The 15,368-nt window shown below is 71.9% G+C and carries 16 protein-coding genes; 11 read left to right on the top strand and 5 right to left on the bottom strand.

Translation table 11 applies throughout. The features are described 5' to 3' along the window. Positions 1-258: 258 nt before the first annotated feature. From CIK81_RS05410 to CIK81_RS05395, 4 genes are read left to right on the top strand one after another with little or no spacing between them, the layout of a single operon-like run. Positions 259-1,182, top strand: coding sequence for an SIS domain-containing protein (locus CIK81_RS05410; protein WP_114355484.1), 924 nt, complete (start codon positions 259-261; stop codon positions 1,180-1,182). A 20-nt stretch (positions 1,183-1,202) separates the two neighbouring features. After that, positions 1,203-2,168, top strand: coding sequence for an ROK family protein (locus CIK81_RS05405; RefSeq protein WP_158541931.1), 966 nt, complete (start codon positions 1,203-1,205; stop codon positions 2,166-2,168). Further along, positions 2,165-3,178, top strand: a complete 1,014-nt coding sequence (locus CIK81_RS05400; RefSeq protein ID WP_114355482.1) for a 1-phosphofructokinase family hexose kinase — start codon at positions 2,165-2,167, stop codon at positions 3,176-3,178. Before CIK81_RS05405 ends, CIK81_RS05400 begins: the two co-directional genes overlap by 4 nt. Then, entirely contained in the window at positions 3,169-4,023 is an 855-nt protein-coding gene (locus CIK81_RS05395) for a class II fructose-bisphosphate aldolase (RefSeq protein WP_114355481.1), read from the top strand. The genes CIK81_RS05400 and CIK81_RS05395 overlap by 10 nt, the downstream gene beginning before the upstream one ends. A gap of 31 nt (positions 4,024-4,054) precedes the next feature. Here CIK81_RS05395 and CIK81_RS05390 read toward each other — a convergent pair whose 3' ends face one another. Beyond that, positions 4,055-4,678, bottom strand: coding sequence for a TetR/AcrR family transcriptional regulator (locus CIK81_RS05390; RefSeq protein WP_114355480.1), 624 nt, complete (start codon positions 4,676-4,678; stop codon positions 4,055-4,057). Positions 4,679-4,767: 89 nt separating this feature from the next. On the opposite strand from CIK81_RS05390, the gene CIK81_RS05385 reads away from it, so the two are divergent. Next, positions 4,768-5,400, top strand: a complete 633-nt coding sequence (locus tag CIK81_RS05385) for a hypothetical protein (RefSeq protein WP_114355479.1) — start codon at positions 4,768-4,770, stop codon at positions 5,398-5,400. Here the strand turns inward: CIK81_RS05385 and CIK81_RS05380 are convergent. Beyond that, positions 5,387-6,127, bottom strand: coding sequence for a GAP family protein (locus CIK81_RS05380; protein WP_114355544.1), 741 nt, complete (start codon positions 6,125-6,127; stop codon positions 5,387-5,389). The genes CIK81_RS05385 and CIK81_RS05380 overlap by 14 nt on opposite strands. Positions 6,128-6,230: 103 nt before the next feature. Between CIK81_RS05380 and CIK81_RS05375 the strand changes: the two genes are divergently transcribed. Then, the gene (locus tag CIK81_RS05375; protein ID WP_114355478.1) at positions 6,231-7,622 is read left to right on the top strand and encodes a sensor histidine kinase; all 1,392 of its coding nucleotides are present in this window, start codon (positions 6,231-6,233) and stop codon (positions 7,620-7,622) included. Further along, positions 7,619-8,455, top strand: a complete 837-nt coding sequence (locus tag CIK81_RS05370; RefSeq protein WP_241963985.1) for a response regulator transcription factor — start codon at positions 7,619-7,621, stop codon at positions 8,453-8,455. Before CIK81_RS05375 ends, CIK81_RS05370 begins: the two co-directional genes overlap by 4 nt. A 37-nt stretch (positions 8,456-8,492) precedes the next feature. Here the strand turns inward: CIK81_RS05370 and CIK81_RS05365 are convergent, their stop codons facing one another. Together CIK81_RS05365 and CIK81_RS05360 are read right to left on the bottom strand one after the other, a co-directional pair. Beyond that, complete coding sequence (locus tag CIK81_RS05365) at positions 8,493-8,702, bottom strand: hypothetical protein (RefSeq protein WP_114329131.1); 210 nt, start codon at positions 8,700-8,702, stop codon at positions 8,493-8,495. Further along, on the bottom strand, positions 8,699-9,244 hold the full coding sequence (locus tag CIK81_RS05360) for a hypothetical protein (RefSeq protein WP_199586292.1): 546 nt from the start codon (positions 9,242-9,244) through the stop codon (positions 8,699-8,701). Before CIK81_RS05360 ends, CIK81_RS05365 begins: the two co-directional genes overlap by 4 nt. Positions 9,245-9,397: 153 nt before the next feature. On the opposite strand from CIK81_RS05360, the gene CIK81_RS05350 reads away from it, so the two are divergent. The 4 genes from CIK81_RS05350 (at position 9,398) to CIK81_RS05335 (ending at position 13,690) form a co-directional block, all read left to right on the top strand. Further along, complete coding sequence (locus CIK81_RS05350) at positions 9,398-10,717, top strand: sensor histidine kinase (protein WP_114329133.1); 1,320 nt, start codon at positions 9,398-9,400, stop codon at positions 10,715-10,717. Beyond that, positions 10,714-11,421: a response regulator transcription factor gene (locus tag CIK81_RS05345; protein WP_114329135.1), complete on the top strand. Its 708-nt coding sequence runs from the start codon at positions 10,714-10,716 to the stop codon at positions 11,419-11,421. Before CIK81_RS05350 ends, CIK81_RS05345 begins: the two co-directional genes overlap by 4 nt. Before the next feature lie 257 nt (positions 11,422-11,678). Continuing rightward, positions 11,679-13,247, top strand: coding sequence for an MDR family MFS transporter (locus tag CIK81_RS05340; RefSeq protein WP_114355477.1), 1,569 nt, complete (start codon positions 11,679-11,681; stop codon positions 13,245-13,247). 251 nt (positions 13,248-13,498) lie between these two features. Further along, the gene (locus CIK81_RS05335; protein WP_096165853.1) at positions 13,499-13,690 is read left to right on the top strand and encodes a hypothetical protein; all 192 of its coding nucleotides are present in this window, start codon (positions 13,499-13,501) and stop codon (positions 13,688-13,690) included. A gap of 12 nt (positions 13,691-13,702) precedes the next feature. On the opposite strand, the gene CIK81_RS05330 is transcribed toward CIK81_RS05335, so the two are convergent. Further along, complete coding sequence (locus CIK81_RS05330) at positions 13,703-15,121, bottom strand: DUF1990 domain-containing protein (RefSeq protein ID WP_114329139.1); 1,419 nt, start codon at positions 15,119-15,121, stop codon at positions 13,703-13,705. Positions 15,122-15,368 lie beyond the last annotated feature (247 nt).

Genomic DNA, 15,368 nt, shown 5'->3' with positions numbered 1-15,368 from the left:
CCTCCTGGAGCATCTCGAGCGGCGTGCCGGTCCGGGGCCGCGGTCCCCGCATGCTACCGCCCGGCAGACCGGGCTACTCGCTGTACGCGGGCAGGTCGCACGGTCGCCGCCCGAGAAGGGCACGACCCTCGGATCAGAATGATTGCTTTTGCTCGTTTAGGGCAGCTACAGTCAGGAACATGCATTTGGGGTGGGTCCGCCCGCCCACCTGACTCGTTCTGCCCGACTCGTTCTGCTCGATTCGTTCTGGGAGGCCCCATGACCACCTCGTCCGCCACCACCACCGCGGCCGTCCCGACCTCCGCCCTCACGGCGACCGAGTCGGAGCTGCGCTCGCAGCCGGAGACCTGGCGCCGCGCCCTCGAGGTGCTGCCGGAGGTGAGCGGCCGGTTGCCCCGGCCGGGCGAGCGGGTGCTGGTCGTCGGCTGCGGGACCTCATGGTTCATGGCCATGGCGTACGCGGCGCTGCGCGAGGCGGCCGGGCACGGGGTCACCGACGCGGTCACCGCGACCGAGGTCTCCCCCGCCCGCGAGTACGACCGGATCGTGGCGCTCTCCCGCTCCGGGACCACCACCGAGATCACCGCGCTGCTGCGTGCGACGTCGACACCTTCGGTGCTGATCACCGCCGTGGGCGAGGGGCCTGCCGCCGCGGAGGCGAGCTCCGAGATCGTGCTCGATTTCGCCGACGAGACCTCCGTGGTCCAGACCCGCTTCGCGACCACCGCGCTGGTGCTGCTGCGCGCCTCCCTCGGGGAGGACCTCTCCGCCGCGATCGCGGACGCCGAGCAGGTGCTGTCCTCCGAACCGGCCGACGAGCTGGTCACCGCGGAGCAGGTGACCTTCCTGGGCACGGGGTGGACCAAGGGCCTGGCGGACGAGGCGGCGCTGAAGATGCGCGAGGCCACCCAGTCCTGGACCGAGGCGTACTACGCGATGGAGTACCGCCACGGCCCGATCGCGATCGCCGAGCCGGGCCGCGTCGTCCACGTCTTCGGCGACGCCCCCGACGGACTGCAGGACCAGGTCGCGGCGACCGGCGCGGACTGGGTCGCCTCCGAGGCCGACCCCCTGGCCCAGCTGGTCGCCGTGCACCTCTGGGCGGTGCGCCGCGCCGCGCTTCGCGGCATGGATCCCGACTCCCCGCGCCACCTCACCCGCGCCGTCCACCTCGAGCCGTGACCGGCACCAGGAGCGATGTGGTGACCCGCGCGATCGGGGTCGACGTCGGCGGGACCCGCACCAAGATCGGCCTGGTCGGCTCCGACGGCTCGCTCGGCATCCCCTACTCCCTGCCCACCCCCGGCGACCCTCATGACCTGTGCGCGCTCATCGCACGGGAGACCGCCTCCGTGCGCACCCAGGCCGGGCTGGACGGCGAGGTGCCCGTCGGCATCGCCGTGCCGGGGATCCTCGACGAGGACCGAGAGGTGGTCGAGCTCGCCGTGAACCTCGGCTGGAAGGACCTCGAGCTCGGGGCGATGCTGCGGGAAGAGGTCGGCGCGCCGCTGGCCCTCGGCCACGATGTGCGCGCCGGCGGACTGGCCGAGGCCGCCTGGGGCGCCGGCCGGCTCTTCACCCAGAGCACCACCACGCCGTCACTGCCCCCGGTCGCCGACCTCCTCTTCGTGCCCATCGGCACCGGCATCGCCGCCGCCGTGGTGCACGACGGCGCCGTGTTCGGCGACCGCTTCACCGGGGAGATCGGCCAGGTGCTCGTCGAGGAGCCGTACACCGGGCAGAGGATGCGACTGGAGGAAGTGGCCTCCGCCTCCGCGATCGGTCGCCGCTACGCCGCGCTGGTCGATGCGGGCGAGGACCCGCTGGTGCTCACCGACGGCGGCCGGCCCGCGGCCCGCGCGGTGGTCGATCGCGCCCGCGACGGCGACCCGCAGGCCGAGACCATCCTGTTCAGCGCGCTGGACACGCTCGGTCAGGCGCTGGCCACGATCATCTCGAGCGTGGGCACGCGTCCGGTGGTGATCGGCGGTGGCCTCGCCGAGGGCGGCTCCATCGTGCTGGAGGCCCTGCGCTCCTCGATCGCGGCCCGGCTCGGTGTGGTGCCCGCTCCCCCGGTGCTGCCGTCCTCGCTCGGCATGTGGGCCGGCTGCCAGGGCGCGGGACTGCTGGGCATGATCCGCGCCCGACGCACGGAGCCCGTCGGATGATCCTCACCCTCACCCCGAACCCCGCCCTGGATCTCACCTACGAGGTGGACACGATCGCCGTCTTCGCCGAGCATCGCGTGCGCCGCGTGCATGCGGCTCCCGGCGGCAAGGGTGTCAACGTGGCCCGGGTGCTCGCGCAGCTGGGACGACGGGCGCTGTGCGCGGGCCCGCTCGGCGGCGCGACCGGCGAGGAGATCCGTGACCTGCTGGTCGCGGCCGACGGGGTGCGGCAGGCCTGGACCCCGATCTCCGGCAGCAGCCGGCGCACGGTCACCGTCGTCGCGCCCGACGGCGCGACCGGGTTCCACGAGCCGGGACCCGCCCTCTCCCCCGCCGAGTGCTCGCAGCTGAAGGAGGGCCTCCGCGCCCAGCTCTCCTCCGACGCTGCGCCGCAGAGCTCAGACACTGGGCCGCAGAGCTCCGACACCTCGCCGCAGCCCTCCGATGACGCACGCCGGATCGCCGCGGTCACGCTGAGCGGGTCTCTGCCTCCCGGGCTCGACGGCGACCAGCTCGCCGGCCTCGTGCAGGCGTGCCGGGAGCACGAGCGACCGGTGCTGGTGGACACCTCGGGCCCGGCGCTGCTGGACGCCGCGCGCGCCGGGGCCGATGTGCTCAAGCCGAATCTCGGCGAAGCTCTCGCCGCGACCGGCGAGGACACCCCGCTGGCTGCGGCACGGGCCCTGCTCGACCTCGGTGCCGGCACCGTCGTGTGCTCCCTCGGGGCCGACGGGATGCTCGGCGTGCACCGCACCCCCGCGGGAGACGCCGCCTGGCAGGCCGTGCCGGCCGAGGCGATCAGCGGTAACCCCACGGGTGCGGGCGATTCCGTCGTGGCCGTGCTCGCGGCCCGCCTGCTCATGGACGCGGATCCGCTGCCGGACGTCCTGCGCCATGCCGTCGCCGTGAGTGCGAGCGCTGTGACCTGCCCCGTCGCCGGGCAGATCGATGTCGGCCTCGCCACGCGGCTCCTGCCCACCGTCTCGATCGAGGAGATCCCATGCCCCTGATCCCCCTGGCCCCCGCGGCCCGTGCCGCCCGTTCGCGCGGGGAGGGCCTCGCCGCCTTCAACGTGGTCCATGTGGAGAACGCCGAGGCCTTCGCGTCGGCCGCCGCTCGCGCCGGCACCCCGGTGGTGCTGCAGATCAGCCAGAACGCCGCCCGCTATCACGGCGGGCTCGCCCCGATCGGCCTGGCCACCCTCGAGATCGCGCGCGCCGCAGAGGCCGACGTCGTGGTCCACCTCGACCACGCCGACGATCTCGACCTCGTGCGCGAGGCGCTGGACCTCGGCGTCAGCTCGATCATGTACGACGGCTCGAAGCTGCCCGATGAGGAGAACCGGGCCCGCACCGCAGAGGTGGTGCGGGCGGCACATGACCTCGGGGTGAGCGTCGAGGCGGAGCTCGGCGAGGTGGGTGGGAAGGACGGCGTGCACTCCCCCACCGCCCGCACGGATCCGGCCGAGGCCGCTCGCTTCGTCGCGGACACCGGGGTGGACCTGCTCGCCGTCGCCGTCGGCACCTCCCATGCGATGACCGAGCGCACCGCGCTGCTCGACCTCGCACTGATCGAGGAGATCGCCGCCGCCGTGGAGGTGCCGCTGGTGCTGCACGGCTCCTCGGGCGTGGCCGACGCCGACATCCAGGCCGCGATTCGCGCGGGAATGACCAAGATCAACGTCTCCACCCATCTGAACACCGTGTTCACCGGAGCCGTGCGGGAGCTGCTGGAGACGGATCCGGACGTGGTGGACACCCGCACGTGGATGCGGGCGGGGCGCGAGGCGGGCGCCGAGGAGGCGGCGCGGCTGATGACCCTGTTCCGGGACGCGAAGGCGGGGGTGCCCGCCTGAGGCTCGGGGCGCTCCGGGAACTCCCACCGCGTCAGGGGAGGTCGGGGCGCATGATGCCGGCGAGGTGCTGCTCAAGCACCTGGCGTGAGCGCTGCGGCGGCAGATGATCGGGGTCGAGCCCGCCGATGGCGAGCCCGTCGAGCAGGGCACCGAGGGCGTCGGCCTCGAGATCGACCTGCACCCCCTCACGCAGGGCTCCTGCCGCGTCGAGGCCTGCGAGGATCCGTCGGACGATCTCGGCAATCCCGTGCCAGAGCTGTGCGACCTGCGGGGCGACGTCCGGATCGGTGCGGGCGGCCAGGGAGAACTCGAGCCACACCGCGGTCTCCGCGCGACGGCTGGCGTCCAGAGGCAGCAGATCCTCCAGAGCGCGCTGCACCAGCGCGCGGCGGGAGAGCTCTCCGGATCGCACAGCAGCGAGATCCTCGAGGTGGCGACGGAACCGCTCCTCGAAGCCGCGTGAGAGGGCCTCGATCGCGAGCTCCCGGATCTCCTGTTGACTGCCGCAGTAGTGGCGCACGGAGCCGATCGCGAGTCCGGCCTCCTCGGCGATGCTGCGCAACGAGGTGCGCGCGAGGCCATCGCGCGCGACAACACGGAACACCGCCGCGACGACGTCACGGCGGCGCTGCTCGGGGTCCACGATCTTGGGCACACCTTTTTATAGCACGTTCTTGCCAGATCCGCCTGCGATCGGTAGCGTTTTAGCACGCGCATGCCATAACATATCGGAGGAACGTTCCCATGATCCGAGTTCTCGAGCTCCTCGGCCTGCTGGCTCCATTCGCCGGCCTCGCCCTGCTCGTCGTCTGCCGCCGCTCCATGCCCCCGGTCGCCATGACATTCGGGGTGACCGGCTGCCTGTTCGCCGCGCTCAGCTCCCTGGTGGGGCTCATCGGCAAGCGGGCCCTCCCCTTCGGTGCCCTGGAGGGCGGCGGGGCGGAGGGAATGTCGAACCTGCTCGGCACAGCGTCCGTGCTGCGGCTCGGCCTGCTCGCCGCAGCCATCGCGATGCTGACCGTTGCCGCACTGACCGGGCGCTCCGATCGCCGCCCTACCTTGCCCTGGTTGACCGCTGCCGTCGTGCTGCTCATGCTCGGCCTGCTGGTGACGATCCCCGCAGCCGAGCTGGAGCATCTCATGACGCTGCACGACCGCAGCGGTCTCGCGCTCGTGGTCGCGCTGCTGGGCGAGACCGTGGAGTTCGGAGCGCTCGGGCTCGCGATCCTCGCCCTGACCATCGCCGTCACCACCCGGCGGCGCGACCCGAGCGAAGGTCGGGACTCGACGGTCATGGTCGCGGACACCGCCCGCGCGGCGTGGACCGCCTACCGTTCGCTGCGCGGGACCCGGGGCACCGGCCCTACTCGCCGGTGAACAGGCTCAGCGCCGGGCCGAGGGTGTTCAGCAGGATGATCACGCCGACGATGCCCACGGCCCAGGAGAAGGCACTGGAGGCGTGCCGCACCGACCAGTCATGGGCCCGATCGAGGAAGGCGTCGGCCTGGCCGCCGAGCGCGGCACGGACTCCGCACAGCGCAGCACCAGGCACGATCATCACCGCGCAGTAGCCCACGAGTATGAGGGCTCCGTGGCCCAGACCGACGCCCATGTCGGCGATGATCCCCATCGCGGCGAGGTACGGGATCATCGAGGCCGCCTCGATGACGCCGGCCAGCAGCGCGAGACCGATCAGCAGCGACGGACGGCCCGAGGCACGGCGGGCCCGCTCCGTCCACTTCCGCGCCGAAGCCTCGGGATCACCGCCGCGCTTCGCGACCGCCTTGGGGTCGATGCGGAAGGACCACCACAGCAGGAAGCCGCCGAGCAGCGCGAGCGCGAGCATCACCACCGGGGAGTCCAGCAGGTGTCCGAAGGACTCGATCAGCGGCAGCAGCCCGGCCAGCAGGGCGATGCCCAGCGCCAGGTAGAACACGCCGATCACCGCCAGATAGAGCAGGGTGCGGCCCGCGATACGCAGCGCCCCTCCCTGCCCTACGACGAGCAGGATCACGGGGATGACCAGCGTTCCCATCGAGGTGGAGTCCACGAGGGCGAGGAGGACCAGACCTAGCGGTCCGGCGGCATCGGGCAGTGAGTCCATGGGATCCATGGTTCCGCGAGCGCCCGTCGGCCGTCCTCCTCCCAAAGTGCCGACTGCGCCCGCTGGAGCGCTCCCTCGCCCTATGGCCGCGTAGCCTCAGGGCATGTTCGCCGACCCGCCCGAGGCCCCCGCGTCCGACGCGGTGCCCGCGCGCCCGCGGGTCGCCCGCAAGGACGTGCTGATGGCTGCCGGATACGCCGCGGCTGTCCTGCTGCTGGCGGCGACCGGCGCGCGGAACTCGGGGTTCGTCGAGGGCTGGGAGGGCTGGCCGCGCTGGTTCTCGGTGCTGATCCTGCTGGTCGCCTGCACGAGCCTCGTGTGGAGGCGGCGCCTCCCGGTGCTCCCCCTCGTCGTGGCGGGTCCGCTGGCGGCGGCGGAGGTGATCGTGGGCGGGCAGATCTCCGCCTACCTGCTACTGTTCGAAGCGCTCTTCGAACCGATCATGCACGGCTCCAAGCGCCTCGCCCGCTTCACCACGGGGACCGCGATCTCCCTCGCCGTGCTCGCCCTGCTGATCGCCGTCGGCCTCGGTGCCTCGGGACCGATACTCCTGGTCGTCGTGCTGGTCGCGTCGTTGGTGGTCTCCACGCCGCTGCTGTGGGGCTGGGAGGTGCGCCATCACCGCGACGCCCGCGTCACCGCCGAGAGCCTCACCGAGATGGAGCACGAGCTCGCCGCCACCCGGGCCGCCCACGCCGTGGAGACCGAGCGCCGCAAGATCGCCCATGACCTGCACGACGTGATCGCCGGGCATCTCAGCGCCGTCTCGCTGCACACGAATCTCGCCGCCTCCCTCGAGCAGCCCGAGGCCCGTGACAGCTCCCTGGCCACGGCCCGGGACTCGGCGCACGCCGCCCTGCGTGACCTGCGCTCGATGATCGGGGTGCTCTCCACGGAGCACTCCGCCACGCTCCCCTCCGTCACCCTGGACTGGCCGTCGCTCACCGCCCGCCTGCACGGCCGCGATCCCGACGCCTCCGTGAGCATCGCCCCGGCGGTGGAGGACCCCTCCCGGGTGGAGCCGTCGGTGCAGGCCGCACTCCTGCGCATCGCCGCCGAGGCCTCCACCAATGCGGTGCGCCATGGGCTCGCCCCGATCACGCTCGCGGTGCGCGTGGAGAGTGCGGGAAACGAGACGACCGCGGAGGGTGTGGAGGGCCTGGCGGCCGAGATGGTGACGTTCGAGCTCACGAACCGACGGGCGCAGTCCTCCGTGCCGGGCACCGGGGTGGGCCGCGGCGCGATCGCCTACCGGGCTGCTGCCGTGGGCGGCAGCGCGACCTCCGGGCCCGCCCCCGCGGACGGCCCGGACGCCGGCAGCTGGCGGGTGCTCGCGCATCTGCCGTCGTGTGCCACGGGAAGGGAGTGCCCGACGGAACTCGACGCGGAGGGCGGGCCGGGGGCCGGGGCCGGTACCGACGCCTCCGCCCGTGACGCGTCCAGGCGCGACGCCGCGACGACATCCCCCTCGACGAATCAGGAGGTCACACCGTGAACGACGCCTCGATGCCCATCCGCGTGCTGGTGGCGGACGACCACCCCGCCGTGCGCTCGGGCCTGGTGGCTCTGCTGGACTCCGCGGCGGACATCACCGTGATCGCCGAGGCGGCCGACGGCGATGCCGCGGTCACCGCCGCCCGCGAGCACCGCCCGGACGTGGTCCTCACCGATGTACGCATGCCGGGCGCCACCGGCATCGAGATCACGCCGCGTCTCCGCGAGACCGGCGCGAACGTGCTCGTGATCTCCGGTTTCGATCTCGACGACTATGTGCTCGGAGCACTGGCGGCAGGGGCCGACGGATACCTCGTGAAGTCCGAGGACCCCCAGCGGATCCTCGCCGCCGTGCGGGACGTGCACCGTGGCGATGCGGTGCTCTCCGCCGCGGCGACACGGGCGGTGGTGGGCGCGCTGAGGGACCGGGACAGGGGTCAGCCGCGCGGCCGGACTGCGGGGCTCCCTGGCACCGCAGACTCATGGTCCCCAGGCACCGCGGGCCCGGGACATGGGATTGCGGAGGGAGCGGACGACAGGCTCGACAGAGTCGACAGCGGGTCGGGATCGAGTCCCGGCAGTTTCCCTGCGCCAGGAGCGTCACCGCAGGACAGCGGCGCCTTCACGCGTTCCGGCGCCGCGGACCCGACCTTCACCCGCCGCGAGGAGGATGTGCTCACGCTCGTCGCGCAGGGGCTCTCCAACCAGCAGATCGCGAAGCAGCTCTTCGTCGAGGTCACCACCGTGAAGTCCCACCTCTCCCACGCCTTGATGAAGCTGGATCTCGACTCCCGGGTGCAGGCGGCGCTGTGGTGGCAGCAGCACCGCGGCTGAAGGGAGTCGCCTCAGGGTGAGGAGGCGTACGCGCTGATCAGCGTGAACGCCGGGACAGGCTGAGCGTCAGCGCGAATCCCGCGCCGGCGAGGCCGCTGATCGGGAGCAGGACGGGCAGCAGCACCAGACCGAGCGCATTCACCTCTCCCCCGCTGACGAGGACGGGCGCGAGCACGTCCTGCAGCACGACTCCCGCGAGCAGGCCGCCGATCAGCCCCAGGAGAGTCAGACCGAGGTGCCGCATCATCGAGCCCCCGCGGTCGTCCTCGGACGGCTCCCCCGTGCGGTCTGCACGGCCAGCGCGAGCGCCCCGGTCACCACGCCCCATATGGCGTTGGTGAGCAGCATGGGCACGATCGCGATGGGGTTCGCGAGGGGCCCGTGGAGATGGTCGAGAAGGAGCGACGAGAGGATCCCGCTGAGCAGCAGCGCGAACATCGCGTATGCGATCCCGGTGAGTGTGAGGGTGAGGACCGGTCGGGACGTGCGGGTGAGACCCACCGCTGCGATCCACAGCAGAGAGATGACCAGGGTCCAGCCGAGCGGCACGACGGGGCCGAGGTCGAGCCCCATCTGCTCGAGGACGGTGTTGGTGATCGGTCGAACGAGAGCGATGGCACCGAGGCCGATCACGAGCAGCCAGTTCACCGTCGGAACGGGGCCGGGAGGAGTCGTCGCAGCCGAGGGCGGGATCTCGTGCGGCAGGTTCGGGTTCCGGGCCTGGCTCGGGTTCTGGGGCCGATTCGGGTTCTGGGGCTGATTCGGGTTCTGGGGCTGATTCGTGGACATCTCCTCGACGCTACGGAACCCCCTTGACCTGGGCATCCGGCTGTGGGCGCGAAACGGATCGCACGCCGACGCAGGCCGGGTACGTCGAGAGGCGACATCAGATGCAGACTGCGGTCGCGGGCGCGCGCGCCGAGCGCCTCCTACGCTGATGGAGTGACCACCCCCGTTGAGGACTCCTCCCGCCGGCCCGCTCTGCGTGCCGGCGACGTGGTGCTCGCCGGCTCCGTCGCCGTGCTGCTGAGCGCTGTCATCACTGTCTCGCAGGCCGGGACCGGCACGGCTCCGAGCCCGATCGCGTACCTGTTCGCGGTCGGTTTCGGGGCATTGCAGCTGCTGCGTCGCCCGCTGCCGGTGGCGATGCTCGTGCTCAGCGCGCTGGGCACCTTCGCGTACTACACGCTCGATCTGCCCACGATCGGGGTGGCGCTGCCCGTGGTCGCCGCGCTGTTCTCCGCTGCGGAGCAGGGCGTGCTGCGCTGGTCGATCGGCACCGGTGCGGTCGTGTTCGCCGTCGCGCTGGGCTTCCGCCTGCGCGATGACCCGCAGCCGCTCGGGTACCTGCTGGGCACCGACGCCCTCACCAATCTCGCGCTGATCGCGGCGGGGATCGCGCTCGGGGCGGCGGTGCGTGCTCACCGGCTGCAGATCGCCCAGCGCGAGCAGATCTCCCGCTTGCAGGAGGAGCGCACCCGTCGGGAGGCGCAGCTCCGGATGCGCGAGGAGCGCGAGCGGATCTCCCGCGAGCTGCACGACACCGTGGGTCACGCTCTCGCGGTGATCTCACTGCACTCCGGGGTGGCGCGCGACGCCGTGGGCCAGGACGACGCGGCGGCCGTCCGAGCCCTCGAACAGGTGCGGGAGCAGGCCGGCGATTCGCTGCAGGAGCTGCGCGGAATGGTGCGCCTGCTGCGCACGCCGGGCACCCAGGAGACACAGGGCCTGCACGAGGCGCCGGGCTCACGGGGCACGCAGGGCTCGCGGGGCGCGCAGGCCATGCCGGGCGGTGCCGACATCGATCCCGGGGCACCACCTCCCCGCCATGTGCGCTCGTTCGCGGACGTTCCCGCCCTCACGGCGACCGCGCGGGCTGCCGGTCTCGCCGTCGAGGAGCAGGTGGACGTGCCGCCGGGCACCCTCTCGCACGCCGCGGATTCCGCGGCATACCGCATCGTGCAGGAGTCGGTGACGAACGTGCTGAAGCATGCCGAGGCGTCGCGCCTGCGGGTCAGCGCGCGGCTCGACGCAGAGAGGCTGCGGATCGTCGTCGCCGACGACGGCCGCGGTTCGGCGCAGACCACCGGCGGGGTGGGTCTCGACGGGATGCGCGAGCGGGTGCGGCTGCTCGGCGGCACACTCGCGATCTGCACCTCGCCCAGCGACGGCTTCACGATAGAGGTGTCCATGCCGGCGCGCCCCGCCGCCGCGGAGGAGCGGCCGAGCGCGACGGCCCCTGCGGGCGGGACGGGATCATGATCCGCATCGTGCTGGTGGATGATCAGGAGCTGGTGCGCACGGGACTGCGCTCCCTCGCCGAGCGCGACGGCGACATCGAGGTGGTCGGCGAGGCGGCAGACGGGCGCGAGGGGCTGCGCATCGTGCGCGAGCTCCGCCCCGACGTGGTGCTGATGGACATCCGCATGCCCCAACTGGACGGTATCGCAGCGACCGCGCAGATCGTGGCCGATCCGCAGCTCACGGACGTGCGGGTGATCGTGCTGACCACCTTCGACGAGGACGAGGACATCCTCGCGGCGATCCGTGCCGGAGCCGGCGGGTATCTCCTCAAGGACGTCGAGCCCGCCGATCTGCGCAGCGCGATCCGCGTGGTCGCCGGCGGGGAGTCCCTGCTCGCACCCTCCGTCACCACCACCGTGCTGGGCCGGCTCGGCACGCATCTGGCCACCTCCGTGCGGCCCGAGCTGCTGGACGGCCTCACCGCTCGTGAGCGGGACGTGCTCGCGCTCGTCGGCCGCGGGATGAGCAACAACGAGATCGGTGCGGAGCTGTTCCTCTCCCCCGCCACCGCCCGCACCTATGTGAGCCGGCTGCTGGCGAAGCTGCGAGCCCGCGACCGGTCCCGCCTCGTGGTGCTGGCCTACGAATCCGGCCTGATCACTCCCGGCCGCGCCGCACGGGAGGGCGCGGGTCGCCGCCAGGGCCCGGAGCCCGGTGCATGAGCTGCAAGGGGACTGGAACAGAGCCGCCGTGGCGCAGATGGCGACGTCCCGGGAATGCGGGAGCGCAGCACGGCGTTGGGGGATGCGTACAGCACATTCCCTACGGACGAAACCTGCATCCCATGCAAGAATCGTCCTGGTCGCGGGCACTGCCCGTCGGCCCCACCGGATGGTGACCTGACTGTTCCGCCCACAACGAGCGCGGACGTGCGGGTCCCGGCCCTCCGGTCCTTCGACGCAGAAAGCATGCCACCCCTATGACCTCCACCCGTCAGCCCACGGGCGAGTTCCCCGCGGTCGACGCACCCGGGATCGTCGCCGGAGGCGCCGCCTCCGCCGACGCCGAATACGCCACCCGGGAGGGTGCCGACAATCCTGACACCTCCGTCGAGGATGGCCGCGCCCCGGCGTCCTACAAGGTCGCCCCGATCATCGCGGTCCTGGTCGTCTCCGCGTTCGTGATGATCCTCAACGAGACCCTGCTGTCCGTCGCGCTGCCCACGCTGATGGCCGATCTGTCGATCACGGCAGTCACCGCGCAGTGGCTCTCCACCGGCTTCATGCTCACCATGGCCGTGGTCATCCCCACCACCGGCTTCCTCATGAAGCGGCTGTCGGTGCGCGCGGTGTTCATCACCGCGATGCTGCTGTTCCTGGTCGGCACGGCGACCGCTGTGGTCGCCCCGACCTTCCCCGTGCTGCTCGGTGCCCGAGTCATCCAGGCCGCCGGCACCGCGATGGTGCTGCCGCTGCTGATGACCACGATCCTCGCGCTCGTGCCGATCACGGCCCGCGGCCTGGTGATGGGCCTGGTGGGCGTGGTCATCTCGGCCGCCCCGGCCCTCGGCCCCTCCATCTCCGGATTCATCCTGCAGAACTGGACGTGGCACTACCTGTTCGTGATGATGCTGCCGATCATCGTGATCGCCCTGGTCATCGGCCTGATCTTCATGCGCAACTACACCGAGCCCGAGAAGGTGCGGCTGGACGTCGTCTCCGTGATCCTCTCCGCGATCGGCTTCGGCGGCGTGATCTACGCGCTGGCCTCGATCAGCCAGATCGTCGAGGGCGAGGCCCGCCTGGTGCCGCTGCTCGTCGCCGCGGTCGGCGTGATCTCTCTCGCCGTGTTCACTGCGCGTCAGGTGCGCATGCACGCCACCGGCAAGGAGCCCCTGCTGGACCTGCGCCCCCTGAAGGTGCGCACCTTCTCGGTGTCCGTGCTGGTGATCCTGCTGGGCTTCGCGACCATGCTCGGCACCGTCGTGGCGCTGCCGCTGTACATGACCGGTTCGCTGGGCATGTCCACGCTCGACGTGGGCCTGACGATGCTGCCCGGCGCGGCAGCCTCGGGGGTGCTCGGGCCGCTCGTCGGCACTCTGTACGACCGGGTGGGACCGCGCCCGATCGTGGTGCCCGGCGCCGCGCTGATGGCGCTCGTGAGCTGGCTCGAGGTGCTCCTGCTCGATGCCGACTCCTCGCAGGGCCTGATCATCGCGCTGAACGTGCCGCTGGGCATCGGCATGGCCATGGTCATGACGCCGCTGATGGCACTGTCCCTCGGGTCGCTGCCGCGCACTCTGTACGGGCACGGTTCCGCCATCCTCAACACCCTGCAGCAGCTCGCGGGTGCGCTCGGCACGGCCGTGTTCATCGCCCTGCTCACCCTCGGCTCCGTCGTCGCGGCAGAATCCGGAGCGTCCGCGACCATCGCCCAGGCCAGCGGCGCCTCCTGGGCGTTCGCCTTCGGCGGCGTCATGACCACGATCGCCGTGGTGCTCGGCGCGACGCTCAAGAGCAACCCGGCTGAGGTCGAGCAGGCCGCCTGAGTCTCTCAGCGCCCGGCACGGCCGTGAGGACGTCCGGTCCTCACCACCTTTCGGTCCTCTGCACAGCCTCACCGCCCGTACGGCGTCGAGGTCGTGCAGGGGGCCGAATGCTTGCAGGTCGCACTCACGGTTCTCGACGCCGTTGCCGCGCCCGACCGCGCCCGACCACGCCCCGCCCGGCCCGGCCGTGCGAGACGGCTCGGACGTGCGAGACGATGGCCGTCCGATCCGAGCGAAGAGGGCGTGACCAGATGGCGGACCGTGCTAAATATCTGACGCTCGTCGTCGCGCTCTACGCCGTGGGGATGTGCGTCCTCGTCGCAGCGGTCGCCGCTCTCTTCGACCGCGAGTTCCTGGAGGTCACGGTGAACCTCGCACCGGCCCTCGTCATCTGCTTCCTCGGCGTGATCATCCACGGCCTGCGTCACGACCTCGACTCGTGACGGCCGGGCCGGCTACCGCCGCGCGGGCAGGGAGAGCGCCCGCAGATAGCGCCGCGTGATGATCTCCTGGGCGATCCGGGAGAGGGGTGCGCCGAGCCGGGCGTACCAGGTGGCGGGCTTCGAGACGACGTCGAGATGGAAGCCCACGGTGCCGGTCGCGGTGCGAGTCACGGTGAACTGCTCGATCCCGGATTCCGGGTGCCCGGGCAGCGTGCCGTAGGCGAAGCCGGCGCGGTCCGGCTCGTCGATCACCCACAGCACGCGGCAGGGCGCGGTGATGCGAAGCGGCCCGATCCCCACGCGCAGGTGCACCTCGGCCCCCGGCGCGGCAGGGGTGTGCGAGGCCGCGACCTGGAGCCCTGACCGACGATGCACCAACCAGCTGCGCACGGCAGAGCTCGCCCGCTCGAAGTCCATGTCGGTCACCGCAGCGCTGCGGTGCATCCGGTGGTATCCCTCCGGCGGGTTCTCCAGGGCATCGAGCGGAGCCGTGATCGCCCGTTCCGGGTCCACGAGGGTGGCATAGCTCGTCAGCGTCCCGGAGCGTCCGGGCCGGAGTCGATTGATCCGCGTTTCCAGAGGAACCGGCAGAACAGCGAGCGTGATGTCCAGCAGCCGCGTCGGCCAGGGCTCCCGCAGCATCTCCTCCGTCCAGGAGGAGTCCATCGGGTCGATCGGTGGGCACAGCTCCCGCGGCGTCCAGCCGTCGGCCCACGGACCGGCTGTGACCTGGATCGGTTCCTCGAGGTCGTCCCGGCCGCTGCCGCTCGAGGCGCCAAAGGAGGTGCGCTCGCTGTGGGATTCGGACGTCACGACGGCCTCGAAGGAGCCATCGATGATCGAGAGGATGGTCCGATCGAGCTCCTCGAGCAGCTCGCGGGAGCCGGCGTCGCAGGCGTCGCACAGGCAGTCGGTGTCCTGGGCGACGACGGCGGGCTCCCCGATGCCGACGACGAGATCCGGGACCTCCGCGTCGCCTGCGGTGAGGTCGGTGCTGCCGGCGGCGTCGTCCGGGGCGGTGCGGGCGAGCACGAGCGGCTGCGCTCCTGGCCGACGAGGGCGCAGCACGGTGGTTCGATAGCGGTCCGCGAGCGGTTCCAGGACCCAGCTGACCCGTGCGCCGTCCATGATCTCGACCCCGTCGGCCCACCCACGCGCGATGAGCACCTGGGTCCAGGCCTTGGCGCGGGCCCACAGGATCCGGTACTTGCCGGGGTCCAGGCAGCGGCTGTACTCCCCGTCGTGGCTGTCGCGACGCTCACCATCGGTCCCGAGATGCGGGTCCTCCCATCCGGGGGTGTCGGCGCCGGTCACCGCGAAGGCTGCCTCGACGTCGTCGAGCAGCGCGATGACCTGCTCGCTCAGGGGCTCGTCGGCGTACGTCGGATCGCCCTCGGCGGTGAGCACAGGATCGCCCTCGGCAGCGGGCATAGGGTCACGCTCGGCAGCGGGCATGGCGCCGCCCTCGCCAGCAAGTATGGGGCCAACCTTAGCCGCACGCATGGGGCCGCCCCCGGCAGCAGGCATGGGTTCACGCTCGGAAGCCCGCATGGGACCGCTCTCGGCGCCTTCCCGGAGGGCTTCGTTCAGCTCATGCCACCAGAGCGGCGCGGACGGGGAGGTCATCCTGCGAACGTACAGCGAAGCACGCACAGGGCTCCACATCTTTGCAGTGGCC

The sequence above is a fragment of the Brachybacterium sp. JB7 genome (assembly GCF_003335205.1).
In the GTDB taxonomy this organism is placed as follows: domain Bacteria; phylum Actinomycetota; class Actinomycetes; order Actinomycetales; family Dermabacteraceae; genus Brachybacterium; species Brachybacterium alimentarium.
This window is presented reverse-complemented; position numbering and strand designations above follow the sequence as displayed.